We start from the raw sequence: 25143 nt of genomic DNA, 5'->3' as shown, positions 1-25143 counted from the left end.
AACTCGACAACGGTTTCCATTGCCTGTGGTTCCACCAGTCGAGGAGTGCGCTGATGACGGTCCGCAACACGATGCTCGGAGCGGTGGCCGCCGTGACCGCCGTCGCCCTCACCGCCTGCGGCGGCGGCGGCCAGGACGCGCCCGCCGCCGACGGCGCCGACCGGATCAAGGTCGTCGCCTCCACGAACGTGTGGGGCAGCGTGGTCGAGGCGGTCGGCGGCGACGCGGTCGAGGTCACCTCGATCATCGACGACCCGTCCGGCGACCCGCACTCCTACGAGAGCAAGCCCGCCGACGTGGCCGCGGTGCGCGACGCCCGGCTGGTCGTCTTCAACGGCGGCGGCTACGACGACTTCTTCGCCGGCCTGCTCGGCCCCGAGACCGAGGGCGCGAAGAAGATCGAGGCGTTCCCGATCTCCGGCAAGGGCTCCGGCAACGAGGAGCCCGGCCACGAGGAGCCCGGTCACGAGGAGCCCGGTCACGAGGAGCCCGGTCACGAGGAGCCCGGTCACGAGGAGCCCGCCGACCAGGGCGCCGAGGACGGGCACGGCCACGACCACGCGGTCAACGAGCACGTCTGGTACGACTTCGAGACCGTCCACAAGGTCGCCGAGCAGGCCGCCGCCGACCTGGGCGCGATCGCCCCGGACCGCAAGGCCGAGTTCGAGGCCAACGCGGCGGACCTCGGCGCGAAGCTCGACGAGCTGACCGCGCGGCTCGACGGCAAGGGCGCGGGCAAGGAGGTCCTCCAGACCGAGCCGGTCGCCCACTACCTGCTCGACGCGGCGGGCGTCGGGGACGCCACCCCCGAGTCGTTCAGCGACGCCGTGGAGGAGGAGACCGACGTGCCCGCCGCCGCGCTCGCGCAGGTGCTCGACCTGGTCAACGGCAAGCGGGTGTCGGCCCTGGTCAACAACGTGCAGACGGAGAACGCCGCCACCGGGCAGGTGGTCGACGCGGCCCGGTCCGCCGGGGTCCCCGTCGTGGAGGTGACCGAGACGCTGCCCGAGGGCGCGACCGGCTACCTTGACTGGATGACCAAGCAGGTTGACGCCCTCGTGGGTGCGCTCGGCGCATGACCGTTCGGGGCGAGGCTGATCGGGGCGAGGCGGATCGGGGCGAGGCGGATCTGGCGGCCGGCGCGCGGGCGGCCGTGGCGCTGCGCGGCGCGCGGCTGGCCTACGGCGACCGCGTGCTGTGGGACGGGCTGGACCTCGACGTGGCGCCCGGTGAGTTCGTGGCCGTGCTCGGGCCCAACGGCTCGGGCAAGACCAGCCTCATCCGGGTGCTGCTGGGCCTCCAGCCGCTGTCCGCGGGCACCGTGCGGGTGGCCGGCGGCAACCGGCGCATCGGCTACGTCCCGCAGCAGCGGGCCGTCGACACCACGCTCACGCTGCGCGGCCGCGACCTGGTCGGCTTCGGCCTCGACGGCCACGGCTGGGGCCTCGGCCTGCGCGGCAGGCGGGAGCGGCGGGAGAAGGTGGACGCGGCGCTGGCCGCCGTGGGCGCGACCAGGTACGGCGACGACCCGGTCGGCCTGCTCTCCGGCGGCGAGCAGCAGCGGCTGCGGGTGGCGCAGGCCCTGGTCGGCGACCCCGAGGTGCTGCTGTGCGACGAGCCGCTGCTCTCGCTCGACCTCGCCAACCAGCGCGTGGTCAGCGACCTGATCGACGCGCGCCGCCGGGCCGCGGGCACGGCCGTGCTGTTCGTGACCCACGAGATCAACCCGGTGCTGCCGCTGGTGGACCGGGTGCTGTACCTGGTGGAGGGCCGGTTCCGGGTCGGCACGCCCGACGAGGTGATGAACTCCCGGGTGCTCACCGAGCTGTACCGCACGAACGTCGAGGTGGTCCGCGTGCGCGGCCAGGTCCACGTGGTCGGCGCGCAGCACGTGTGCGAGGACGAGCCGCACCACGTGGCGGATGAGGGCTGATGGAGAACTTCTTCGACTGGCGGCTGACCGTCCAGCTGCTCGGCTACGACTTCGTGCGCGACATGCTCCTCGCGGGCGCCGTGCTGGGCCTCGTCGCCGGGCTGCTCGGCCCGCTGGTGGTGACGCGCCGGATGGCCTTCGCCGTGCACGGCACGAGCGAGCTGGCGTTCACGGGCGGCGCGGCGGCCCTGCTGCTGGGCGTCGGCGTCGGGTACGGGGCCCTGGCGGGCTCCGTGGTCGCCGCGCTGCTGCTGGGGCTGCTGAGCGTGCGCGACGCCGACCGCGACTCGGTGATCGGCGCGATCCTGGCGTTCGGCCTGGGCCTGGGCGTGCTGTTCCAGGCCCTCTACAGCGGCCGGGCGGCCAACAAGTTCGGCCTGCTCACCGGTCAGGTCGTCAGCGTCGGCTCGACCGACCTGTGGCTGCTGATCGGCTCGTCGCTGGCGGTGCTCGCGGTGCTGGCGGTCATCTACCGCCCGCTGCACTTCGCCAGCGTCGACCCGGCGGTGGCGGTGGCGCGCGGCGTGCCGGTGCACGCGCTGACCGTGGTGTTCGCGGTGCTGGTCGGCGTGGCCACGGCGTTGAGCGTGCAGGTCGTCGGCGCGCTGCTGGTGCTGTCGCTGATGATCACGCCGGCGGCGGCCGCGGTCCGGGTCACCGCGAGCCCGGTGAAGGCGACCGTGCTGGCCGTGGTGTTCGCCGAGGTGTCCGTGCTGGGCGGGATGCTGCTGTCGCTCGCGCCGGGGGTGCCGGTCAGCGTGTTCGTGACCACGGTGTCGTTCCTGATCTACCTGGTCTGCCGGGTCGCGGGCCGCAAGCGGGTGCGCGCCCGGTAGGGGCTCGATCCTCCTTCTCGGAAAAATCAGGAGTTTTCGCGTTAGAAGAGCCGAGAAGTGGGTACCCCACGACTGGGCCGCCAGGCCCGAGATGGTGACAGCGCCGGAACGAGCGCTCCATGACCTCGACGTTGACGTGCGGGCGTACGCGCGGCGGGCCCCCCGGAAGGGCCGCTGACCGCGCCCCGGGGCCTGTCCGGGCGCGGACCCGGTCAGGCCGAGCGGGTGACCTCGGCCTGCGCCTCGCCCACCGGCTGGTCCAGCCGGGGCGTGGGCAGCAGCCGGACCTCGCCCGCGGCCACGCGCACCTGGTTCCGGCCGTTCTCCTTGGCCGTGTAGAGCGCGGCGTCGGCGCAGTGCTGGGCGTCGACGAGGTGCTCGCCGTGCTCGGGCAGCACGGCGACGCCGATGGACGCGGAGATGGCCCGGACGTCCTGGTCGCCGCTCATCAGCGGCAGGTTCCGGCCCCGCAGGGTCACCGTGTTGCGGTGCTTGTCGGTGGTCATCACGGACATCTCGCCGATCGCCTCGCGCACCCGTTCCGCGATGGCCGTGCCCTGGGCGAGGCCGGTGTCGGCGAGCACCACGACGAACTCCTCGCCGCCGTCGCGCCCGGCCACGTCGCCCGGCCGCAGCTTCTCCCGCAGGATCCGGCCGACCTCGGCCAGCACGGCGTTGCCCGCCGGGTGGCCCCACGTGTCGTTGATCCGCTTGAAGTGGTCCAGGTCGATGGCCAGCACGGTCACCGGCTTCCCGTCGTGCCGGCAGCGCTCGGTGAGCCGGGTGGCGTACTCGGCCAGGCCGTTGGTGTTGAGCAGGCCGGTCCGGTAGTCGGTGTGCGCGTCCTCGGTGAGCCGGGCGTGCAGCTGCTGCTGCTCGCGCAGCAGCCGCTCCAGGTGCGCCCGCCGCTCGGCGGCGTGGTAGAGCAGCGAGTTGACCAGGATCACCGGGAACACCAGCAGCAGCGGGCCCACCCAGTGCGTGGTCATCAGCATCCCGAGCATGACGCCCGCGCCGAGCGTGGACAGCTCCAGCATGTTGTCCGCCCGCGAGCCCAGGAACTCCTGGATCCGGGTGTGCGGGGTGACGATCTTCAGCGCGATCGCGATGTTCATGCCCTGCGCGCCCCAGTTGACCACCGCCGCGGCGATCAGCACCAGCACGAGGCCGAGGTCGGGCACCACCCGGCCGGTCGAGCCGAGCGACACGCCGGACATGTGCACCACGGCCCACGCCAGCATGGTGCCGCCGAGGATGCTCGCCGAGGAGAACATGAACCGGTGCGGTTGTCGCCGCGCGATCGGCTGGATCAGGATGCGCATCCAGATCGTGGCGAGCACGGCCAGCGCGCCGGGCAGCGCTATGGCGGCGGCGAACGTCCACACGGACGTGAGGTCGATGTGCGGGCCCGCCGATTCGTCGCGCCGCGATTCCTCGGCGCGCCACACGACCATCAGGTGGACGGTGATGGCGAACATCACGGCGGCGAACCGCAGCCAATCGGCGTCCTGAACCGCATTGAGCGTGGTCAGCAGCCAAATGGCGGCAGCGGCTACGGCCGATTCGACGACCAGGAAGTAGGCCAGTGCGGCGGGTCGCAACGACCACAGGTCCCAGTTCCGAATCGAGGTCCAGCCGACTGCCCCAGAGGCCTTCCGGTCAGTCAAACTGTTCTTCACCACGACCCCCTACCCTCTGCGCGGCGCCACGTGGCGAACGCCGTTCGCAGCCGTGCGCCGGTGCCCGGGACGTGTTTCGAGGAGGTGTCCGCCATGCGCAACCGCGACATGTGATCCACCTTCCCTCTCACCGGACCGAACGTTCACCGTACGTGCCCGCTGCCTAGCGGGCCGCAGCCGAGGGGCCCTTCATGTTTGACAATCGCGATATGTGATGACTCCGTTTCAGATCGCCACCGTCTTCGGGTCGTGCCGGTTGCGCGCCCGACGCCAGGCTACGGTCGCCTGGGTCGCCAGCAGCAGCCCGATGCCCCCCGCGCCCGCGATGGTCGCGGTCACCGACCCGAGCGAGTGCGCCACGACGCCGGCCACGGCCATGCCGCCGCCCTGCGACGACCGCAGCGCGGCCCGGCCGATGCCGTACGCCCTGCCGCGGTAGGCGTCGGGCAGGATGCGCATCCACGCCGCTCGCGCCGGCGTGTGGTACGCCCCGGCCATGCCGGCGATGACCAGCAGGACGATGGTCCAGGTCAGGTTCGGGTTGAGCGCGAACAGGGTCAGCGGGGCCAGGGACAGCACGGCGAGCGGACCGATCAGCCGCTCGCGCTTCGCGGGGTCCCGCACCAGCCGGAAGAGGACCGCCACGCCCAGGACGTTGGCCGCGGGCTCGATGGCCAGGATCAGGCCGACGGCCCACACCGCGTCCAGGCTGGCCGCCAGGGGCACCGCGAGCCCCTCGGGGACCATGGCGAGCCCGGCGAGCAGGCGCATTCCCATCAGGCTCCGGAGCCGGGGCTCGGTCACCAGCAGCGTGAACGCGCCCTTGGGACCTTCGGGGTCCCGCTGCGAGCCGAGCGGGTCGGCGGCCGGCCGGTGCCGCACGGACAGCTGCACCAGGATCGCCACCCACACGAACGACGCCGCGTTGATCGCCAGCGCCAGCCGCGGGTCGGTGGTGGTCACCAGGAAGCCCGCCGCGGCCAGGCCCACCATCTGCGCCACGTCCACCGACGTGCCGAACAGCGCCACGCCGTCGTCGTAGCGCTTCTCCGGCAGCACGGTCGGCAGGCTCGCCTCCTGGGCGGCCAGGAACGGCGTCGAGATCATCAGGACCACGAACAGCAGCACGACCATGAGCCACAGCGGCACGCCGGGCACCGCCATGAGCGCCATCAGGACGGCCTGGAGCCACGCGCAGGTCACCATCACGGTGCGGCGGGGGAACCGGTCGGCGACCCACCCCAGCAGCGGACCGGAGAGCAGCGGCGGGAACAGCGTCAACGACCAGGTGAGGGCCGTCCAGGCGGCCGACTGGGTTCGTTCGAACACCAGGAAGGACAACGCCACGGCCGCGAGCTGGTCGCCCACGGTGGACACCGTCGAGCCGATCCACATGCCGCGGAACTCGCGGTTGCCCACGAGCGCGCGGATGGTTCCCCCGGAAGTCACGAGTGCTCCAGGTCGGTCGGCCTCGATGAGTGAGTCACGTTACCCCCACCCGAAGTAACAATTCCCTCGGTCAGCACGGTAGAAGCTGGCGGATCTGCAATCTCTGTCCTACCACAGTGTGTACCCGAACGGAGCAGGTCGGTTACATAAAGTAGTTACAATGGCGAAAAACCGGGCACTTATTCTTGACAGTTGACCGTAGGTGACCTGTTCGGGCAATGCTCGCCTACGGTGCGTTGAGGCGCGCCTCCATTGGGTCGGTCACCGCTGGGCCGACCGGTCCAGCGCCTTCCCGCCGCGCGCCGGTCCGGTTCGGCGCCGCCGGCGGGCAATTGTTCGGCGAGCCCCGGTCTAGTCGATCTTCAGAACTGGTAGTACAGGAACGGGCTGAAGGTGCCGCTCGCGACCAGGATCGCCGCGTAGGCCACACCGACCGTCATCAGCGACACCCTAGCGGCTTTGGCGATCTTCGCGCGAGAGGACTCCAGGTAAGGACCGGTCACGGGTTCGCTCGGCATAACGAGGACCACCAGTGCCACCAGGAGCAGAACAATGCGCTGATTGGTCGCCGCCGCGCTCACGGCTTCGGTCAGGCCTTCGAAATCCGGCAACAGGAGGTGGCCGATCATTGTGAACGCCGTACCGAGGTCCGCCGATCGGAAGAAGACCCAGCCGATAACCACCAGCGCGGTTGTCAAGACCCTGCGGGCAATTCGAGCCAACTTCGCTTCGGGCGCGGATTCCCACCCGAATCGGCGCTCCACGACCAGCAGCGCGCCGTGGAACACGCCCCAAACCAGGAACGTCCAGTTCGCGCCGTGCCAGAAACCGGTGAGCACGAAAACGACCGACAGGTTCCGGTAGGTCTGGAGCGCCCCGCCGCGGTTGCCGCCCAGCGGGATGTAGACGTAGTCGCGGAACCAGCGGGACAGCGACATGTGCCACCGCCGCCAGAACTCCGTGACCGTCACCGACGAGTACGGCCGCGCGAAGTTCTCCGGCAGGCGGAAGCCCAGCATCCGGCCCAGCCCGATCGCCATGTCCGAGTAGCCGGAGAAGTCGAAGTACAGCTGGAGCGTGTAGCCGATCGCGCCCAGCCACGCGACCGCCGTGGTCATCTGGTCGGCCGGGGTGGCGAAGCAGGCGTCCACCACCGGCGCCAGCGAGTCGGCGATGATCACCTTCTTGCACAGGCCCAGGGCGAACCGGGGGAAGCCCGCGGCGATGTCGTCCAGGCGGTGCGTGCGGGGCTGCGGCAGCTGGTCGGCGATCTCCCGGAACCGCACGATCGGGCCGGCGACCAGCTGGGGGAACATCGCGATGTAGGTGATGAACGCGACCGGATCGCGCAGGGCCGGGCGTTCGCCGCGGTAGACGTCCACGACGTACGAGATGTGGTGGAACGTGTAGAAGGAGATGCCGATCGGCAGCGCCAGCTCCACCACCGGCAGGTCGGCGCCCACGACCGAGGCGATGTCGTGCAGCTGCTGCGTGGCGAACCCCGCGTACTTCCAGACCAGCAGCACCGCCAGGTCGACCACGACCGTGCCGACCAGCACCAGCCTCCGGTCACCGCGGCTGCCGGGCTCCAGCCGCAGGCCGGCCAGGTAGTTGACCACCATGCACCCGAGCAGCAGCAGCGTCGTGCCGCCCGCGCCGGACACGTAGAACAGCAGGCTCGCCACGGCGACCACGCCGTTGCGCCGGTTCCTGGGTGCGACGAGGACTGCCGCGAGCACGACCGGCAGGAAGAACCACAGGAAGAGGGGCGTGGCGAAGGACATCGCCGCAAACTCTAACGGCCGCCCCGCCCGCCCGGAGCAGTTCTCCCGACAAACCCCTCACACCACCGCCAAAACCCGGCGTGTCCTCCACTCAGGCACTGCGTGTCCTCCGCCCGGACACCGCGAGCCGTCCATTCCGACCGGCCGGTTCACGGTGCCGGACCGGAGGACACGCGATGCCGGACCGGAGGACACGCGATGCCCGAGTGGAGGACACGCGCGGTGAGGTCAGGCGCGGGGGGTTTGGCGGCGGCGGCGGGCCACCTCGGCCAGGACCACGCCGGCGGCCACGGAGGCGTTCAGCGACTCCACGCCCGGCGCCATCGGGATGGACACCGTCTGGTCGCACGTCTCGCGCACCAGGCGGGACAGGCCGCGCCCCTCGGAGCCGACCACGACGACCAGCGGGCTGGTCGCCAGGTCGAGGCCGTCCACGTCGACCGTGCCGTCCGCGTCCAGGCCCACGACCATCAGGCCCGCGTCGGCCCACTCCTTGAGCTGGCGGGTCAGGTTCGTGGCGATCGCGATCGGCAGCCGCGCCGCCGTGCCCGCGCTGGTCCGCCACGCCACCGCCGTGATGCTCGCCGACCGGCGCTGCGGCAGCACGACCCCGTGCGCGCCGAACGCCGCCGCCGACCGCACCACGGCGCCGAGGTTGCGCGGGTCGGTCACGCCGTCCAGCGCCACCAGCAGCGGCGGGTTGCCCGACTGGCGGGCGGCCTCCAGCAGGTCGCGCGGGTCGGCGTACTCGTACGGCGGCACCTGGAGCCCGAGGCCCTGGTGCATCGCGCCGCCGGTGATGCGGTCCAGCTCGCCGCGCTGCACCTCCAGCACGGAGATGCCGCGCGACGCCGCGATCTGCACCGCCTCGGTGACCCGGTCGTCCGCCTCGACGCCCAGCGCCACGTACAGCGCCGTCGCCGGGATCTCCGCCCGCAGGCACTCGACCACCGGGTTGCGCCCGGCCACGATCTCCGGCCCGCTCTCGGCGGCCCTGCGCCGCTGCGTCCGCTGCTGCTCGGCCTTCGCCGCCGCGTTGGCCCGCCGGTGCGCCGGGTGGTTGGGGCGGTCCGCCGCCTTGGGCGTGGGCCCCTTGCCCTGGAGCCCCTTGGACCTCTGCCCGCCGGAACCGACGACCGCGCCCTTCTTGGAACCGGGCTTGCGCATCGCGCCCTTGCGCTTGGAATTACCAGCCACGAGCTCAGTCGTCCTTCAACGTCCACTTTGGACCGTCGGGGGTGTCCTCGACGGCGATCCCGGCCAGGAGCAGGTGGTCGCGCAACGCGTCCGCCCGCGCGAAGTCCCGCTCACCGCGGGCCCGCTGCCGTTCCTCCAGCAGCCGGTCCACCAGCACGCCCAGCGCCTGACCGGCGGCGCCGTCCGCGGAGGACGACGCGTCGTGCCACAGCGGCGACAGCGGGTCCAGGCCGAGCACCTCGGTCATCGCCCGCACCGACCCGGCCGCCGCACGCGCGCCCCGGTCGTCGCCCGACTCCAGCGCCGTGTTGCCCTCGCGCACCCGCCGGTGGATGGCGGCCAGCGCGCCCGGCGTGCTGATGTCGTCGTCCATCGCGGTCACGAACGGCTCCGACAGCTCGCCCGTGACCTCCACGGCCCCGGTCCGCTCGACCACGCGCCGCAGGAACGACTCGATCCGCCGGTACGCCGAGACCGACTCGTCCAGCGCCTCCGGCGAGTACTCGATGTGCGACCGGTAGTGCGGGCCCACGAGGTAGTAGCGCAGCTCGGGCGCGCGCACCTTCTCCAGCATCACCGGGATGGCCACCGTGTTGCCCAGCGACTTCGACATCTTCTCGCCGCTGAGCGTCACCCACGCGTTGTGCATCCAGTAGCGGGCGAACCCGTCGCCGGCCGCGCGCGACTGCGCCTGCTCGTTCTCGTGGTGCGGGAAGATCAGGTCGATGCCGCCGCCGTGGACGTCGAAGGTGCCGCCCAGGTACGCGGTCGCCATCGCCGAGCACTCCAGGTGCCAGCCCGGCCGCCCGGGACCCCACGGCGTCGGCCACGACGGCTCGCCCGGCTTGGCGGCCTTCCACAGCGTGAAGTCGCGCGGGTCGCGCTTGCAGGTGTTCCCCGACTCGCCCTGCGACACCTCGTCGAGCTTCTGCCCGGACAGCGCGCCGTACTCGGGGAACGACGTCACCGAGAAGTACACGTCGCCCTCCGCGGCGTACGCGTGGCCCTTCTCGATCAGCCGCTCCATCAGCTCGACCATCTGCGTCACGTGCCCGGTGGCGCGCGGCGCGTACGACGGGGGCAGGCAGCCCAGCGCGTCGTAGGCGGCCTCGAACGCCCGCTCGTGCCGGTACGCCCAGTCCCACCAGGCGGCGCCGTGCTCCCCGGCCTTGGCCAGGATCTTGTCGTCGATGTCGGTGACGTTGCGCACCAGGTGGACGGTCGAGCCGTCACGGCCCAGCCAGCGGCGCAGCACGTCGAAGTTCAGGCCGCTGCGCACGTGGCCGATGTGCGGAACGCCCTGCACGGTGGCCCCACAGACGTAGATCGACGCCGTTCCGCTGACCTGCGGGACGAATTCCCGCATGGACCGGGTCGCGGTGTCGAAGAGGTGGAGGCTCACACGCGAATGGTACGGGCGTTGGCCAGGGGGTATTGAATCGGCCGGTCAGGTGTGCTTGCGGAGCACCCGCAGCAGCGCGTCCGGACGAGCGGCGGTCGGCAGCGGGTCCACGATCTCCACCGCGCACCCGATCGCCGCCGCGCCGCCGTCGGCCTCCGGGCTGTCGCCGACCATCAGCGCCTCGCTCGGGTGCACGCCGAGCCGGTCGCAGGCGATCCGGAACAGCTTCGGGTCGGGCTTGGCGAACCCCTCCTGGTAGGACAGCACGTACTCGTCCACCCGGTGCTCGACGCCGTGACGTGCGAAGACGGTGCGGATGTCCCACGCGATGTTGCTCACCACGGCGGTGGGCAGCTCGCCGCCGAGCGCGTGCGCCGTGTCGGGGTAGGGCTGCCAGAACGCCGGGCTGAGCAGGTTCTCGTAGAACCCGGCCGGGTCGGTCGCGCCCGCCTTGGCGAGCACCGCGAGGTGCAGGTCGCGGTGCGCGACGGGGTCGAGGTCGCGGCGCTCCCACTCCGCCTCGTCGACGTCGAGCCCGTCGGCCACGCCGACCGGCGCGGTGAGCGCGCGCATCAGCTCGTCGTGCCCGGCGAGGGAGTCGTGCTCCAGCCGGAACAGGGTGCCGGAGAAGTCGAAGAGGACGGCACGGATGGTCACCCGGTCACGTTACGAGGTCTGGACCACAGGTGGGGACAACCGAGACCAGGCTCACCGACCGCGCCGGCGCCGGCCGCGCCTGCGCTCGATCGTGCGGGCGCTCGATCGTGCGGGCGTTGGACCGCGTCGGTGCTGGACCGCGCCGGCGCTGGGCCACGTGGGCGCTGGACCGCGCCGGCGTTGGACCGCGCGTCGGCGCTAGGCCGCGCTGCCGGTGACCCTCGTCGGCGTCAGCCGCAGCACCACGCGTTGCTGGCCCGGCCGGTCCTCCGGGAAGTCCCGGCCGTCGTACTTGTGCGACAGGTCGTTGGCCAGCCGGCGGCCGACGTCCTCGGTGATCGTCACCGTGCCGCGGACCTCGGCGTACACCTGCGGGTCGGCGCCGCTCAGGATGCTCGCGCTGGCCCGCGGGTCGCGGCTGAGGTTCAGCGCCTTCGCCCGGTCGCGCAGCGTGGAGAACAGCAGGTCGTCACCGTCGCGGGTGACCCACACGACCGAGGTCTGCGGACTGCCGTCCGGGTTCGTCGTCGCCAGCACGGCGAAGTTGGGCGCGTCGACGAGGTCGCGCGTGACCGGGCTGAGGGTGACCGCCATGTCGATCACAGTACTGGGCGGGGACCGCGCGTCGAGGTGCCCGGGAGCCGCGCGTCAGGCGTCCAGCGGGACCAGCAGCGCGGTCGCCACGGCGGCGATGCCCTCGCCGCGCCCGGTGAGGCCCAGGCCGTCCGTCGTCGTGCCGCTCACCGACACCGGCCCGCCGACCGCCGCCGACAGCACCTCCTGCGCCTCCTGGCGGCGCTTGCCGACCTTGGGCGCGTTGCCGATGACCTGCACCGCCGCGTTGCCCACCCGGTAACCGGCGTCGGTCAGCAGCCGGCGCACCTCGGCCAGGAAGTCCACGCCGTGCCGCCCGGACCACCGCGGGTCGCTCGTGCCGAACACCGCGCCCAGGTCGCCCAGGCCGGCCGCCGACAGCAGCGCGTCGCACAGCGCGTGCGCGGCCACGTCGCCGTCCGAGTGCCCGGCGCAGCCGTCCACGCCCTCCCAGCGCAGCCCGACCAGCCAGCACTCGCGGCCCGCCTCGACCTGGTGCACGTCCGTGCCGATGCCCACCCGGGGGAACGCCGGGCCGGTCACCGGGCTCCTCCGCCCGGCCGGGCCAGCAGCGCCTCGGCGACCGCCAGGTCGAACCTCGTGGTGATCTTCATGGCGTCCTGGTGGCCCGGCACCGTGACGACCGGCACGCCCAGCCGCTCCACCAGGCCCGCGTCGTCGGTCGCGTGCAGGCCCGACTCGTGCGCCCGCAGCAGCACGCGCGCGTCGAAGCCCTGGGGCGTCTGCACCACCCGCAACACCGCCCGATCGGGTGTGGCCACCACCACGCCGTTCGCGTCGACCTGCTTCACCGTGTCCGCCACCGGCAGCACCGGGATCACCGCCGGGTGACCCGCGGCGACCGCGTCGACCACCGCCCGCACCACCTCGGGCGGGGTGAAGGCCCTGGCCGCGTCGTGGACCAGGACGATCGAGGTGTCGGGTATCTCACGCAACGCGTGCTCCAGCGCCAGCCGGACCGAGTCGGACCGCTCGGCGCCGCCCGCCACCACGTGCACCGCCCCGCCGGCCTGGGCCAACGGGGCGGTGACGGTGCTGACGGTGTCCACATCGGATGGGGGCGCGGCGATCACCACGTGCTGCACGCGGCCGGACGCCAGCAGTCCGCGCACCGCACGTGCCAGCAGCGGAACGCCGTCGACCGGGACCAGGGCCTTGGGCATGCCGTAGCCCAACCGCTCACCCCGGCCCGCCGCGGGCACGAGCGCGACCACACCCATGATTCGCGGCTTCCCGAATTGTCCCTCGAACGATCAGGACGCGGTGGCGAGGACCTCGTCGAGGAGGACCTCCGCCTTGTCCTCGTCGGTGCCCTCGGCCAGCGCCAGTTCACTGACCAGTATCTGTCGAGCCTTCGCCAGCATCCGCTTCTCACCAGCGGACAGACCGCGATCCTTCTCGCGCCGCCAGAGGTCGCGCACCACTTCGGCCACCTTGTTCACGTCGCCGGAGGCGAGCTTCTCGAGGTTGGCCTTGTACCGCCGGGACCAGTTGGTCGGCTCCTCCGTGTGGGGAGCACGCAAGACCTCGAAGACCTTGTCGAGACCCTCCTGGCCGACGACGTCGCGCACGCCCACGATCTCGGCGTTGTCGGCGGGTACGCGGACCGTGAGGTCGCCCTGGGCAACCTTGAGGACGAGGTACTTCTTCTCCTCGCCCTTGATCACGCGGGTCTCGATTGCTTCGATGAGGGCGGCACCGTGGTGCGGGTAGACGACGGTCTCTCCGACCTTGAAAACCATGTGTCCTCTGCCCCTTTCGCTAACCCCATACTAACACGCCGAGCAATCCCCTCTTCGGCGTCCGGAGATCGGTTCGCGCTGGTCAGGGCCGCGCGGGGGGTTGACAAATCACCCGGTCGCATGCAACGCCCGAGGTCGATCTTGCTCCACAGTGGACGGGTGGTCACCCCTGCGGGGCACCACGTGCCGCCGACTCCGCGCCGTCCCGTTAGGCTCCCTCACTGGTGGTCGCGCCGTGCCCTACCGGGTGCGACCCGCCTCGTCAGCAGACCGGGAAGGATCCGAGCAGCCGTGGGTCGCGCACACCAGAAGTCCCCAGCGCCTCGTCGTCTGGCCGTCGTGGCCGCGCTGGCGGCGGGCCTCGGCTTGGTCGCCGCAGGTTGCAGCGCAGGTCAGATCACGCAGACCGACACGCAGGTCGCGGCGGTGAACGGCGCGAGCGGTGACGTGGGCTTCATCTCGGTCCGCGACGCCCAGCTGCTGTTCCCGGCCGAGCACGGCCTGTACGAGGAGGGCGAGGGCGCGCCCATGGCCCTGCTGATCGCCAACAACGGCGGCGAGGTCGACAAGCTGCTGGCCGTGACCAGCGACTCCTCGGAGCCCGCCGAGGTCACCGGCGACGCGCAGCTGGAGCCCGGCTCGTCGATCCTGGTCGAGGCCGACGAAGCCGACCTGGGCAGCCACTCCGGCACCACCGCCCCGTCCGGCCGGACCGGCTCGTCCTCGCCGTCCGTGACGACGACCACCCCCTCGTCCGGTTCCTCCTCGTCGTCGGTCACCGGCACGTCGACGCCGACCTCGGGCAGCAGCGCCACCACGACCACGGAGGCCGACACCGCCTCGCAGTCGAACAACATGCCGACGACGGCGACGAAGATCCCCTCGTCGGTCGACCCGACCGAGCCCGGCCTGGCCAAGATCGTGCTGAAGGGCCTGACCAAGCAGCTGCGCCCCGGCCAGACGATCCTGGTGACGTTCCTGTTCGAGAAGGCCGGCGAGCTGACGCTGGAGGTGCCGATCGGCGCCACCTCGGAGCCGCGCCCGGCCGCCGAGTCCGGCGGCGGTCACTGAGCGGGTCCGGGCTCCGGCCCGGGTCGTCCTCCCCGGGCGGGCCGGCGCGCTGAGCGGGCCGGCCCGCCGAGCCCGGCCCGGAACTGTCGGGGGCGCCGGATAGCCTCGGGCACCGTGGCGAGAACAGCACGCGTGGCCAAACCGACGTACCGGTGCGCCGAGTGCGGGCACGAGGTGGCCAAGTGGGTGGGCCGCTGCCCGGAGTGCCAGGCCTGGGGCACGGTCGAGGAGCGGGGCGTCAGCCGGGCCGCCCGGGTGGTGGCCGGCGCGCCCAGCGCGCCCGCCCGCCCCATCGGCGAGGTCGACGTCGAGTCCGCCCGCGCCAAGCGCACGGGCGTCGACGAGCTGGACCGCGTCCTCGGCGGCGGCTTCGTGCCGGGCGCGGTGGTGCTGCTGGCCGGTGAGCCGGGTGTCGGCAAGTCGACCCTGCTGCTGGAGGTCGCCTACCAGTGGGCCGCCAACTCCGGCACGCGCTCGCTCTACATCACCGGCGAGGAATCGGCCGGTCAGGTGCGGTTGCGCGCCGAGCGGACCGGGAACATCCACGGCTCCATGTACCTGGCCGCGGAGAGCGACCTGGGCGCGGTCCTCGGCCAGATCGAGGCGGTCGACCCCGGTGTGCTGATCGTGGACTCCGTGCAGACCATGTCCTCGCCCGAGGTGGACGGCACGCCCGGCGGCGTCACGCAGGTCCGCTCGGTCACCGCGACGCTGGTCGCCGTGGCCAAGGAGCGGGCGCTGCCGATCGTGCTCGTGGGCCACGTCACCAAGGACGGCTCGGTGGCCGGGCCCCGGGTGCTGGAGCACCTGGTGGACGTGGTCCTCCAGTTCGAGGGCGACCGCCACTCCAGCCTCCGCCTGGTCCGCGGCATCAAGAACCGCTTCGGCGCGGCCGACGAGGTCGGCTGCTTCGAGCTGCGCGACGACGGCATCGTCGGCGTGCCCGACCCCTCCGGCCTGTTCCTCAACCGCCGCGACCAGGACGTCACCGGGACGGCGGTCACCGTGGTGGTGGAGGGCAAGCGCCCGCTGCTGGGCGAGGTGCAGGCCCTGGTCACCCCGACGAACCTGCCGTCACCCAGGCGGGCGGTGAGCGGGCTCGACTCGGCACGCGTCGCGATGGCGCTGGCGGTGCTGGAGAAGCGCGGGCGGATGGCCATGCACAACAAGGACGTGTTCACCGCCACGGTCGGCGGGATGCGGCTCACCGAGCCCGCGGTGGACCTCGCGGTGGCGCTGGCGATCGCCTCGGCCGCCACGGACACGCCGCTGCCGCACGACCTCGTGGTCGTCGGCGAGGTCGGCCTCTCGGGTGAGCTCCGCCGCGTCAACGGCGTGGGCCGCAGGCTCACCGAGGCCGCCCGCCTCGGCTACACCAAGGCCCTCGTGCCGCCGGACGCCGGGCCGCTGCCGGGTGACACGCGGGCGCTCGTCGCGCACGACCTGTTCGAGGCGCTCCAGCTGCTCAAGCTCAAGAAATGACGGACGCGCCCGGTGCGGGGCACCGGGCGCGTCCGACGGGGAACCGCTACTTCGCCGCCAGCAGCTGGGCGCAGCGGATCAGGCCCAGGTGGCTGTAGGCCTGCGGGTGGTTGCCCAGGGAGCGCTCCGCGATGGGGTCGTACTCCTCGGGCAGCAGGCCGGTGGGACCGGCCGCGTCGACCATCTGCGCGAACAGCTCCTCGGCCTCGGTGCGGCGGCCGGTGAGCAGGTACGCCTCGATCATCCACGCCGCGCACAGGTGGAAGCCGCCCTCGTCGCCGGGCAGGCCGTCGTCGCGCCGGTAGCGGTAGACGGTGGAGCCGGAGCGCAGCTCGGCCTCGATGGCGGTGACGGTGGCCTGGAAGCGGTCGTCCGCCGGGTCGACCAGGCCGGTCAGGCCGACGTGCAGCGAGGCGGCGTCGAGGTCGTCACCGTCGTAGGCGGTGGTGAAGGACTGCGCGTCCTCGCTCCACCCCTGCTTGAGCACGTCGCCGGCGATGGTGTCGCGCAGCACCGGCCACGACGGGTCGACCTCGCGGCCGTAGACCTCGGCCAGCTTCACGGCCCGGTCCAGGGTCACCCAGCACATGACCTTGGAGTACACGTGGTGGCGCGGCGCGTGCCGCTCCTCCCAGATGCCGTGGTCGGGCTCGTGCCAGCGGCGGGCGACCGCCTCGGCCATGGCCTGCACCATGCGCCAGTCCTGGTCGGTCAGCGAGCCGCGCGCGGCGGCCAGCTGCGCCACCAGGTCGACCACGGGCCCGAACACGTCCAGCTGCACCTGCTGGTTGGCCAGGTTGCCGACGCGCACCGGCCGCGACCCGGCGTACCCGGGCAGCGTGTCGATGACGGCCTCGGCGCCCAGCATGGTGCCCTGGAGCGTGTACAGCGGGTGCAGGCGCTCCGGGCCGGGCAGGGTCTCCAGGACGCGGTGCAGCCACTGGAGGTACGCCTCGGCCTCGCCCAGGGACCCGACCGACACCAGCGCCTGGGCGGTCAGGGCGGCGTCGCGCAGCCAGCAGTACCGGTAGTCCCAGTTGCGGATGCCGCCCAGCTCCTCGGGCAGCGAGGTGGTGGCGGCGGCCATGATCGCGCCGGTGTCGTGGTGGACCAGGCCCTTGAGGGTCAGGGCCGAGCGCAGCACCAGGTCCGGTTCGACGGTGGGCAGCTTCAGCGTCGCGGCCCAGTCCGACCAGTGCGCGCCCGCGCGGGCGCGCCGCTCCGGCTCGCCCAGGGTGGACTCGGACAGGTCGTCGGTGCCGCAGCGCAGCTCCAGCAGGATCGGCGCGCCCTCGCGCGGCCGGACGACCGCGGTGGCGGTCTCCTGCTGCCCGTCGGAGGTGATCTGCCAGTCCACGCCGGGCGAGCGCAGCACCATCGGCTCCGAGGTGCCCACCACGCGCAGGCCCTCGCGCTCGCGCAGCAGCCTCACCGGCACCTGCCCGAACTCCGGCCGCGGCGCGAAGGTGATCACCGCGTTGGTCGAGCCCGAGATGCGCCGCACCAGGTCGGTGCGGTGCGCGGGCACGTCGTGGTCGAGGTAGTCGGTGACCAGCAGGCGCGACCAGCGGGTCTCCACGATCATCGTGCCCGGCACGTACCGCTGGCCCAGCGGCAGCGACCCGTGCTCCGGCTTGATCGAGAAGTGGCCCGCGGACGGCCCGCCGAGCAGGTCGGCGAACACCGCCGCCGAGTCCGGCTCCGGGTGGCACAGCCAGTTCACCCGGGCGTCCGGCGTCAGCAGCGCCACGGACCGCTCGTTGGACAGCATGGTCATGCGCTCGATCGGCACGGCCTGGTCGCCGTGCAGCCACGCGCGCCGCTCCTCCAGCAGGAACGCCAGCACCGTGGCCACGTCCAGCGTGTCGGAGACGGAGTACTCGGCCAGCGACTCGCCCTCGCCGACCTTGATGCCCACGTCGGGCCCGGTCAGGCGGGCAAACGCTTTCTCGTCGGTCACGTCGTCGCCGACGAAGACGGCCGCGGTCGCGGACGCGCGGTGCCGCAGCACGTCCAGGGCGTGGCCCTTGTCGGTCTGGACCACGGCCAGCTCGATCACGGCCTTGCCCTCGGTGACCTGCACGCCGTCCCAGGTGGCCGGACCGGTGCGGACGGCGTCGAGCACCTGCTCGCCCACCGCCTGGTCGGCGCGGCGGACGTGCACCGCGATGCTCGCGGGCTTCACCTCCAGGCCGATGCCCTCGCGGCCGGCGACGACCTCTTCCAGGGCTGTCTCCAGGCGGCGGTGCAGCGCTCGCGCGTCCGCGTCGAGGGCGTGCACGAAACCGACGTCGAACTCGGATCCGTGCGAGCCGACCAGGTGAACCTCGGACGGCAGGCGTGACAGGGTCGCCAGGTCGCGCAGCGCGCGCCCGGAGATCACCGCGGTCGTCGTCTCGTGCAGACCGGCCAGCGAGCGCAGCGCGCCCACCGACTCGGGCAGCGGACGGGCGTCCTCGGGGTTGGCCACGATCGGAGCCAGTGTCCCGTCGTAGTCGCAGGCGACCAGCAGGCGCGGGGTGCGGGCCAGCTGCACGATCGCACGGCGAAGCTCGGCGGGGAGGGCCTCGGCGGTCAACGCCCCTCCTCAAATGCTCGGTGGGACAGGTAAGGGGTGGTCTGAACTGAATGGAGATTCAGATCGCGGTCTGCGTGCCCAGTGCGTCAAGGAACGATCGCGCCCAGCGGTCTACGTCGTGCGTGAGGACTTGGCGTCGCAGCGCGCGCATCCTACGGCGGCCTTCGGCCGGATCGAGTGTGAGGGCGGATTCCAACGCGTTCTTCACGCCGTCGAGGTCGTGGGGGTTGACGAGGAACGCGCTCGTCAGCTCGGCGGCCGCGCCCGCGAACTCGGAGAGCACCAGGGCCCCGCCGAGGTCGTACCGGGTGGCGACGTACTCCTTGCAGACGAGGTTCATGCCGTCACGCACCGGGGTCACCACCATGACGTCCGCGGCGGACATGAACGCGGTCAGCTCGCGGCGGTCGACCGATTGGTGCAGGTAGTGGACGATCGGGTGGCCGACGGTGGAGAACTCGCCGTTGATCCGGCCGACGATCTGCTCGATCTCGCTGCGCATCTGCTTGTAGTGCTCGACGCGCTCGCGGCTCGGGGTGGCCAGCTGCACCATGGTCACCTCGGTGGGGTCGACGCGGCCGTCGGCGAGCAGCTCGTAGAGCGCGCGCAGCCGCACGTCGATGCCCTTGGTGTAATCCAGCCGGTCGACGCCCAGGAAAATCTTCTTCGGGTTCCCGAGGTCTGCCCGAATTTTGCGGGCGTGCTTCTGCACCTCCTTGTCGCGGGCGAGCGCGTCGAGGCCGGCCGAGTCGATGGAGATCGGGAACGCGCCCACGCGCACCGTGCGGTCGCCGACCTGCACGACGCCGGGCCGGGTGCGCACGCCGACCGCGCCGCGGCTCGGCTCCAGGCCGACCAGGCGCCGCGCCAGCCACAGGAAGTTCTGCGCGCCGCCGGGCCGGTGGAAGCCGACCAGGTCCGCGCCGAGCAGGCCGCGGATGATCTCGGTGCGCCACGGCAGCTGCATGAACAGCTCGACCGGCGGGAACGGGATGTGCAGGAAGAAGCCGATGCGCAGGTCGGGGCGCAGCTCGCGCAGCATCGCGGGCACCAGCTGGAGCTGGTAGTCCTGCACCCACACGGTCGCGCCCTGGGCGGCGACCTTCGCGGTCACGTCGGCGAACCGCTGGTTCACCCGCACGTAGGCGTTCCACCACCGCCGGTGGAACGCGGGCGGCGCCACCACGTCGTGGTAGAGCGGCCACAGGGTGCCGTTGGAGAAGCCCTCGTAGTAGTCCGCGACCTCGGTGGCGCTCAGTGACACGGGGTGCAACTGGAGGCCGTCCTCCTCGAACGCCTCCACCTCGGCGTCGGCGATGCCGGGCCAGCCGACCCACGCGCCGCTGTGCGTCCGCAGGAACGGCTCCAGGGCGCTGACCAGGCCACCGGGGCTGTGCTTCCACCGCTGGGTGCCGTCCTCCAGGCGCTCCAGGTCAACCGGGAGGCGGTTGGCCACGACCAGGAAGTCCGCGCCGTTCTCGCCAATGCTGCTCACCGGGTAGCGCCTCCTCAGGGATTCGTCTCGCCCACGTCGAGGTTAGTGGGAACGCGCAGGTTGGATGCCCTGCCGTCGGTCCTGTCACACTGGGTTGACTTGACGAAAGCACGTCAGGTGGGCGACGTCACGTGGAAACCGGGTGATCAGGCTCTACCTGCGCACACGGGCCACGAGCCGACCCACGCCGGAGCGCACGGGGCGCCCCAGATGTTCACCCAGAACGACGCCGCTGGCGAGCGCGAGCGCGGTGCCCGCGGCCAGCACGAGCGTCGACAGGCCGGCCGGGTCGCCCTCCGCGGTGAGCTGGTAGAGGCCCAGGTAGGTGGTGTAGCCGGGCAGCAGCGGCACCACCCCGGCGACCGCCACGACGGTCGCGGGCACGCGCAGCCGGCGCGACACCACCTTGCCGCCGAAGCCGACCACCGTGGCCGCGACGGCGGAGCCGGTGACGGCGTTCGTGCCGGTGAGGGCGAGCAGGCCGAAGCAGGCCGTGCCGACGGCGCCCGCCGCGGCGGCGAGCAGCAGGGCGCGCGGCTGGGCGTAGCTGGCCAGGGCGAAGCACGCGGACGTGGCCGCGCCCGCGGCGAACTGCACGGGCAGGTCCGAGATCAGCGGCGGCAGCGGGTCGGCGACCCTCGTCTGGACGCCCAGCTGCACGCCCGCCCGCAGGGTGAGCGCGACGCCCGCGATGAGGCCCGCGGTGAGCAGCGCGACCTCGACCGTGCGGGCCGCCGCGGTGAGGTTGTAGCCGGTGATGGCGTCCTGCACGGTGCCGACCAGCGACAGGCCGGACAGCAGCACCACGATGCCGGTGGCCACCAGCAGCGACGGGCGGACGCCCGGCAGCAGGTCCGTGGCGACCATGGCCAGGGCCGCCGCGGTGGCCAGGGCGCCGCCGGCGACCTGCTGGAAGAAGAACGGGAGCGCGCGGCGGTTGAGCACCCTGCCGACCCGGTCGATGACCGCGGTGACCGCGGCGGCGGTCAGGGCCAGCGGCGGCCCGCCGCCGACGAGGAAGGCGACCGCGGCGGCCATGCCCGCCCAGGCGAGCGTGGAGACCCAGCGCGGGTAGGGGTGGTCGGCCCGGGTGACGCGGTCGACCTCGGCGTGGGCCTGGTCGGCGGTGACGAGGTTGGCGGAGATCCGCCGGATCAGGTCCTCCACGGCGGCCAGGCGCGTGTAGTCGAGGCCGCGGGTGCGGACCACGCGCATGGACGTGACCGGCGCGGCCTCCGTGCCGCGCAGGCACGAGACGGTGATCGAGGTGTAGGTGACGTCGGCCTCGGTGTGGGGCAGGCCGTAGGCGTCGGTGACCGCGAGGATGGTGGCGGTGACGTCCGCCGCGCCCGCGCCGCCGGCCAACTGGGCCTCGCCGACGCGCAGGGCGAGGTCGAGCACGAGGTGGACGGTCGAGTCGTCCGGGAGGGACGGTCCCTCGACCGGCCGCTCCGGCTCGCCCTGCCGGTGTCGACGCCACAGCCGCACCCGGTGCCTCCTCGTCGGGGTCGGTCCTCCTCGCCACGCCCGACCGCCGGGCAGTCGTGCCTGTGTCCTGCGCCACCCTCGGACGAGGGACCTGGACAGGGCGATCAGATCGCTCGCCGTTCAATACTGTTGATATCGCCGGCCAGCGGTTTTACGCTCCGGTGGCACCACCCGGACGGTACCGCCACCCTCCGGACGGACCAACGCGGGGACGCGCTGAGCAGACCGTTCGCCGCAGGTGGCGCCCACCGGTGGCGCTTACGATGTTCCCGGCCTCCGGGCCGTGCCGGTGTAGCTCAATTGGCAGAGCGCTCGCCTTGTAAGCGAAAGGTTGCGGGTTCAAGTCCCGCCACCGGCTCCACGCGGTTCCGGCCGCCCCGTCGACGGCGGGGCGGTGGCCGGGTCGCCCCGGCCGCCCGGCGGCCGGAGTGCGGGTCGTCTTCTCGGAGCAGGGGGATTCCGGGGTCTTGTGGCCCGGGTCACAATGCGCAACCCGGATAAGGCTCCCACGTCTTTCCGGTTGACGCAAATGGCGTCCTTCGCGAAATCCACGCGCTCGTCGTGGTGTGGTCAATTCCAGGGGGGAATTGATTGTGGAGTCCGTCGTGCCCGTGCCCGCCCTCGCGCCGGCCGAGGGTGGCGCGGTCGCCGCACCCGGCCGGTTCGGCTGCGGGACCGACGACAACCGCGCGCCGGTCACCGCCACCACGTGGCGCTACCGGGAGGCCGACCGCTACGAGGGCGCGCGCGTCGTGCGCGGTGGTGTCGCCACGGAGGTTTCGCGGGCCGCCTTGGACGTGGCCCCGGGCGGCCCGGTCTTCGACCTCGACGGCGAATCCTGCGAATAATCGGTTTTGCCGCGATCGGTTCTCGAATATTTTGACGAGATAGGCCCGAGGGGAAGTTGTGGAGGGGATCGTGTTCAGGGGAACGGAACAGGACGGCGACATCAGCACGCAGCAGCGGTGCGTGCGACCGGTCCTCGGTGGGCGGTCGGCGAACCGGTAGGCGCCTCACCGAGGGGGCGGGTCCCGGCACGTCCGGGACCCGCCCCGACCGGCACGGCGGGTGGGGACCGCGCGTGCGAAGGTGGGGGGCATGTCCTACCGACCCGACGGAACGCGGTACGACCGGATGACCTACCGCCGCTGCGGGCGCAGCGGCCTCAAGCTGCCGGCGGTGTCGCTCGGCCTGTGGCACAACTTCGGCGAGGACCGCCCCCGCGAGCTGGGGCGCTCGATCATCCGCCGCGCGTTCGACCTCGGCATCACGCACTTCGACCTGGCCAACAACTACGGCCCGCCCTACGGCAGCGCCGAGTCCAACTTCGGCCGCGTCCTGGCCGAGGACCTGCGCCGCCACCGCGACGAACTGGTCATCTCCACCAAGGCGGGCTACGACATGTGGCCCGGCCCGCACGGCGAGTGGGGCTCCCGCAAGCACCTGCTGGCCTCGCTGGACCAGTCGCTCGGGCGGATGGGCCTGGACTACGTCGACATCTTCTACTCGCACCGGTTCGACCCGGACACGCCGCTGGAGGAGACGGTCGGCGCCCTGGTCAGCGCGGTCCAGCAGGGCAAGGCCCTCTACGTCGGCATCTCCTCCTACTCGGCGACCAAGACCCGCGAGGCGGCCGAGCTGCTGCGCTCCGCGGGCGTGCCGCTGCTGATCCACCAGCCCTCGTACTCGATGCTCAACCGGTGGATCGAGCGGGAGCTGCTGGACGCGCTCGGCGAGCTGGGCGTCGGCTGCATCGCGTTCTCGCCGCTCGCGCAGGGCATGCTCACCGACAAGTACCTGGACGGCATCCCCGAGGGCTCCCGCGCCACGCAGGGCAAGTCGCTGTCCACGGACCTGCTCGGCGAGGCGAACCTGGCGCACGTGCGGGCGCTCGCCGAGATCGCGACGAGCCGCGGCCAGTCACTGGCCCAGCTCGCGCTGACCTGGGCCCTGCGCGACCCGCGGGTCACCTCGGTGCTGATCGGCGCGAGCAGCGTGGCGCAGCTGGAGGACAACGTCGCCGCGCTCGACGGCCCGCCGCTCACCGACGACGAGCTGGAGCGCATCGAGGAGCACGCCGTCGAGTCGGGCATCGACCTGTGGGCGCAGTCGTCGAACGCCGGCTAGCGCGAAGCCCCACCGCGAGCAACAACCGGCAGCGAGCAACAACCGGCAGCGAGCCACTGCCGGCAGCTGGCCACTACCACCAACCGCGAGGCCGCGTCGGGAGGTCGAAGCACCTCCGCCGGCGATCACGCTCTTCGATCGTCGGCGGAGAGGCTTCGACCTCCCGACTTCAGGCGGCCGAGCCGCCGTGGCGGAGCCGCGGCAATTCAACGGAGAACACAGTCGAGCCCGGTCCGCTGTCCAACTCGACCGTCCCGCCGTGCGCCACGACCAGCGAGCGCACCACCGCCAGCCCCAGCCCGCTGCCGCCCCGGTCCCGCGTCCGCGAGTCGTCGACCCGGTAGAACCGGTCGAAGATCCGGCCCTGGTCGGCGGCCGGGATGCCGGGGCCCGAGTCGCTCACCCGCAGCACCACCCGCCCCGGCGGCGTCGACAGCGACAGCGACACCGCGGTCCCGGCCGGGGTGTGCACGGCGGCGTTGGTCAGCAGGTTGTCCACCACCTGCCGCAGCCGCACCGGGTCGAACACCAGCCGCACCGGGCCCGGTGGCGCGGTCACGCTCAGCGGGTGCGTCGGGCGGGACGCCCGGAACGCGTCCGCCGCCTCGTGCACCAGCGCGACGAGGTCGTCGTCGGAGAGGCGCAGCGGCGTCTCCACCTCGGCCGCGTCGAGCCGGGCCAGCAGCAGCAGGTCGTCCAGCAGCACGGTCATCCGCGCCGCCTCCGACCGCAGCTTCTCCAGGTGCGCCGCGCGCTCCTCCGGCGCGTTGGCCGCCGCGTACCGGAACAGGTCGGCGTAGCCCCGGATCGAGGTCAGCGGCGTGCGCAGCTCGTGCGAGGCGTCCGCGATGAACCGCCGCAACCGCTGCTCGGCGGCCGTGCGGGCGGCCAGCGACGTGTCGATGTGCTCCAGCATCGTGTTGAACGCCGTGCGCAACTCCTCGACCTCGACGCCGCCGCCGTCGCCGTGCGCGCGCACCGGCAGCTGCGCCGAGTCGGTCAGGTCGTGCGAGGTGATGTCGTGCGCGGTGCGCGCCATGTCGCTCAGCGGCTGGAGCCCGCGCCGCAGCACCGCCCGCCCGATCACCACGAACGCGACCAGCGCGAGCGCGAACGCGGCCACCTCCACCAGCACGAGCTGCCGCATGGTGGTGGTGATGTCGCGCATCGGCGCCGCGCTGACCATCACCACGCCGTCGGACACCTCGCAGCCGCGCAGCCGGTACGCGCCCAGCCCGTCCAGGTACCCGGTCCGGAACGCCGGCTCCTCGCCGCCGATCACCCGCTGCGCCACGGCGGCGAACTCGGCCGAGTCGGCGGAGTCGTCGGGCAGGCCCGAGGTGTCCAACGGCCGCGGTTGGCCGTCGCGCACGTCGTAGAGCGCGGAGTACCAGCCGTAGACGGAGCTCTTGAGGTTCCGGCTGCGGTCGTACTCCTTCTTCAGCGACACCTGCGTGGTGGCCATCTGGTCGTCCATGCGGCGCGCCAGGTAGTCCTCCATGGACTTCACCGTCACGGCGCCGACCACGGCGAACACGGCCAGCGCCAGCGCGCCGAGCCCGAGGGCCAGGCGCGTGCCCAGGGGCATCCGGCCCCACCGGGACAGGA

At 72.5% G+C, this 25143-nt stretch carries 21 protein-coding genes and 1 tRNA gene; 8 read left to right on the top strand and 14 right to left on the bottom strand.

Translation table 11 applies throughout. The features are described 5' to 3' along the window. Positions 1 to 53: 53 nt before the first annotated feature. From ABD223_RS02030 to ABD223_RS02020, 3 genes are read left to right on the top strand one after another with little or no spacing between them, the layout of a single operon-like run. Positions 54 to 1079, top strand: coding sequence for a metal ABC transporter solute-binding protein, Zn/Mn family (locus tag ABD223_RS02030; RefSeq protein ID WP_344034071.1), 1026 nt, complete (start codon positions 54 to 56; stop codon positions 1077 to 1079). Next, positions 1076 to 1933, top strand: coding sequence for a metal ABC transporter ATP-binding protein (locus ABD223_RS02025; protein WP_344034070.1), 858 nt, complete (start codon positions 1076 to 1078; stop codon positions 1931 to 1933). The genes ABD223_RS02030 and ABD223_RS02025 overlap by 4 nt, the downstream gene beginning before the upstream one ends. Continuing rightward, positions 1933 to 2769, top strand: a complete 837-nt coding sequence (locus tag ABD223_RS02020; RefSeq protein WP_344034069.1) for a metal ABC transporter permease — start codon at positions 1933 to 1935, stop codon at positions 2767 to 2769. Before ABD223_RS02025 ends, ABD223_RS02020 begins: the two co-directional genes overlap by 1 nt. 212 nt (positions 2770 to 2981) lie before the next feature. Here ABD223_RS02020 and ABD223_RS02015 read toward each other — a convergent pair whose 3' ends face one another. The 10 genes from ABD223_RS02015 to ABD223_RS01970 form a co-directional block, all read right to left on the bottom strand. Further along, entirely contained in the window at positions 2982 to 4370 is a 1389-nt protein-coding gene (locus ABD223_RS02015) for a GGDEF domain-containing protein (protein WP_344034068.1), read from the bottom strand. 303 nt (positions 4371 to 4673) lie between these two features. Further along, entirely contained in the window at positions 4674 to 5897 is a 1224-nt protein-coding gene (locus ABD223_RS02010; protein ID WP_344034067.1) for an MFS transporter, read from the bottom strand. A gap of 362 nt (positions 5898 to 6259) precedes the next feature. Then, positions 6260 to 7681 carry an MBOAT family O-acyltransferase gene (locus tag ABD223_RS02005; RefSeq protein ID WP_344034066.1) on the bottom strand — a complete coding sequence of 474 codons (1422 nt, stop codon included), beginning with the start codon at positions 7679 to 7681 and terminating at the stop codon, positions 6260 to 6262. A 228-nt stretch (positions 7682 to 7909) separates the two neighbouring features. Next, entirely contained in the window at positions 7910 to 8878 is a 969-nt protein-coding gene (rlmB, locus tag ABD223_RS02000; RefSeq protein ID WP_344034065.1) for a 23S rRNA (guanosine(2251)-2'-O)-methyltransferase RlmB, read from the bottom strand. 4 nt (positions 8879 to 8882) lie between these two features. After that, positions 8883 to 10280 (bottom strand): cysteine--tRNA ligase, encoded by a 1398-nt coding sequence (cysS, locus tag ABD223_RS01995; protein ID WP_344034064.1) that lies wholly within the window; start codon positions 10278 to 10280, stop codon positions 8883 to 8885. 45 nt (positions 10281 to 10325) lie between these two features. Continuing rightward, a complete protein-coding gene (locus ABD223_RS01990) occupies positions 10326 to 10937 on the bottom strand; it encodes an HAD family hydrolase (protein ID WP_344034063.1) in 612 nt (203 codons plus the stop codon). Positions 10938 to 11135: 198 nt separating this feature from the next. After that, on the bottom strand, positions 11136 to 11531 hold the full coding sequence (locus ABD223_RS01985) for a PPOX class F420-dependent oxidoreductase (RefSeq protein WP_344034062.1): 396 nt from the start codon (positions 11529 to 11531) through the stop codon (positions 11136 to 11138). Positions 11532 to 11585: 54 nt separating this feature from the next. After that, positions 11586 to 12074: a 2-C-methyl-D-erythritol 2,4-cyclodiphosphate synthase gene (ispF, locus tag ABD223_RS01980; RefSeq protein ID WP_344034061.1), complete on the bottom strand. Its 489-nt coding sequence runs from the start codon at positions 12072 to 12074 to the stop codon at positions 11586 to 11588. Then, positions 12071 to 12772: a 2-C-methyl-D-erythritol 4-phosphate cytidylyltransferase gene (gene ispD / locus ABD223_RS01975; RefSeq protein WP_344034060.1), complete on the bottom strand. Its 702-nt coding sequence runs from the start codon at positions 12770 to 12772 to the stop codon at positions 12071 to 12073. The genes ispF and ispD overlap by 4 nt, the downstream gene beginning before the upstream one ends. Before the next feature lie 33 nt (positions 12773 to 12805). Beyond that, on the bottom strand, positions 12806 to 13294 hold the full coding sequence (locus ABD223_RS01970; protein ID WP_012782996.1) for a CarD family transcriptional regulator: 489 nt from the start codon (positions 13292 to 13294) through the stop codon (positions 12806 to 12808). A gap of 339 nt (positions 13295 to 13633) precedes the next feature. On the opposite strand from ABD223_RS01970, the gene ABD223_RS01965 reads away from it, so the two are divergent. Together ABD223_RS01965 and radA are read left to right on the top strand one after the other, a co-directional pair. After that, a complete protein-coding gene (locus tag ABD223_RS01965; protein WP_344034056.1) occupies positions 13634 to 14365 on the top strand; it encodes a copper chaperone PCu(A)C domain-containing protein in 732 nt (243 codons plus the stop codon). Positions 14366 to 14479: 114 nt separating this feature from the next. After that, positions 14480 to 15847, top strand: a complete 1368-nt coding sequence (radA, locus tag ABD223_RS01960; protein ID WP_344034055.1) for a DNA repair protein RadA — start codon at positions 14480 to 14482, stop codon at positions 15845 to 15847. A 46-nt stretch (positions 15848 to 15893) separates the two neighbouring features. Here the strand turns inward: radA and otsB are convergent, their stop codons facing one another. The 3 genes from otsB to ABD223_RS01945 form a co-directional block, all read right to left on the bottom strand. Continuing rightward, on the bottom strand, positions 15894 to 18425 hold the full coding sequence (gene otsB / locus ABD223_RS01955; RefSeq protein WP_344034053.1) for a trehalose-phosphatase: 2532 nt from the start codon (positions 18423 to 18425) through the stop codon (positions 15894 to 15896). A 58-nt stretch (positions 18426 to 18483) separates the two neighbouring features. Next, positions 18484 to 19920, bottom strand: coding sequence for an alpha,alpha-trehalose-phosphate synthase (UDP-forming) (locus ABD223_RS01950; protein ID WP_344034052.1), 1437 nt, complete (start codon positions 19918 to 19920; stop codon positions 18484 to 18486). A 153-nt stretch (positions 19921 to 20073) separates the two neighbouring features. Further along, the gene (locus ABD223_RS01945; RefSeq protein ID WP_344034050.1) at positions 20074 to 21408 is read right to left on the bottom strand and encodes a threonine/serine exporter family protein; all 1335 of its coding nucleotides are present in this window, start codon (positions 21406 to 21408) and stop codon (positions 20074 to 20076) included. Between the two features lie 285 nt (positions 21409 to 21693). Here ABD223_RS01945 and ABD223_RS01940 point away from each other — a divergent pair. From ABD223_RS01940 to mgrA, 3 genes are all read left to right on the top strand, one after another. Further along, a tRNA-Thr gene (locus tag ABD223_RS01940) sits at positions 21694 to 21769 on the top strand. Between the two features lie 244 nt (positions 21770 to 22013). Continuing rightward, positions 22014 to 22256, top strand: a complete 243-nt coding sequence (locus ABD223_RS01935; RefSeq protein WP_344034049.1) for a hypothetical protein — start codon at positions 22014 to 22016, stop codon at positions 22254 to 22256. Positions 22257 to 22506: 250 nt separating this feature from the next. After that, the gene (gene mgrA, locus ABD223_RS01930; RefSeq protein WP_344034048.1) at positions 22507 to 23535 is read left to right on the top strand and encodes an L-glyceraldehyde 3-phosphate reductase; all 1029 of its coding nucleotides are present in this window, start codon (positions 22507 to 22509) and stop codon (positions 23533 to 23535) included. A 169-nt stretch (positions 23536 to 23704) separates the two neighbouring features. Here the strand turns inward: mgrA and ABD223_RS01925 are convergent, their stop codons facing one another. Then, on the bottom strand, positions 23705 to 25123 hold the full coding sequence (locus ABD223_RS01925; protein WP_344034047.1) for a sensor histidine kinase: 1419 nt from the start codon (positions 25121 to 25123) through the stop codon (positions 23705 to 23707). Positions 25124 to 25143: the final 20 nt, after the last annotated feature.

Origin of the sequence: Saccharothrix xinjiangensis (assembly GCF_039527585.1) — a bacterium.
In the GTDB taxonomy this organism is placed as follows: Bacteria; Actinomycetota; Actinomycetes; order Mycobacteriales; family Pseudonocardiaceae; genus Actinosynnema; species Actinosynnema xinjiangensis.
Note: the sequence above shows the minus strand (reverse complement) of the source record. Positions and strands in the feature narration are given on the sequence as shown.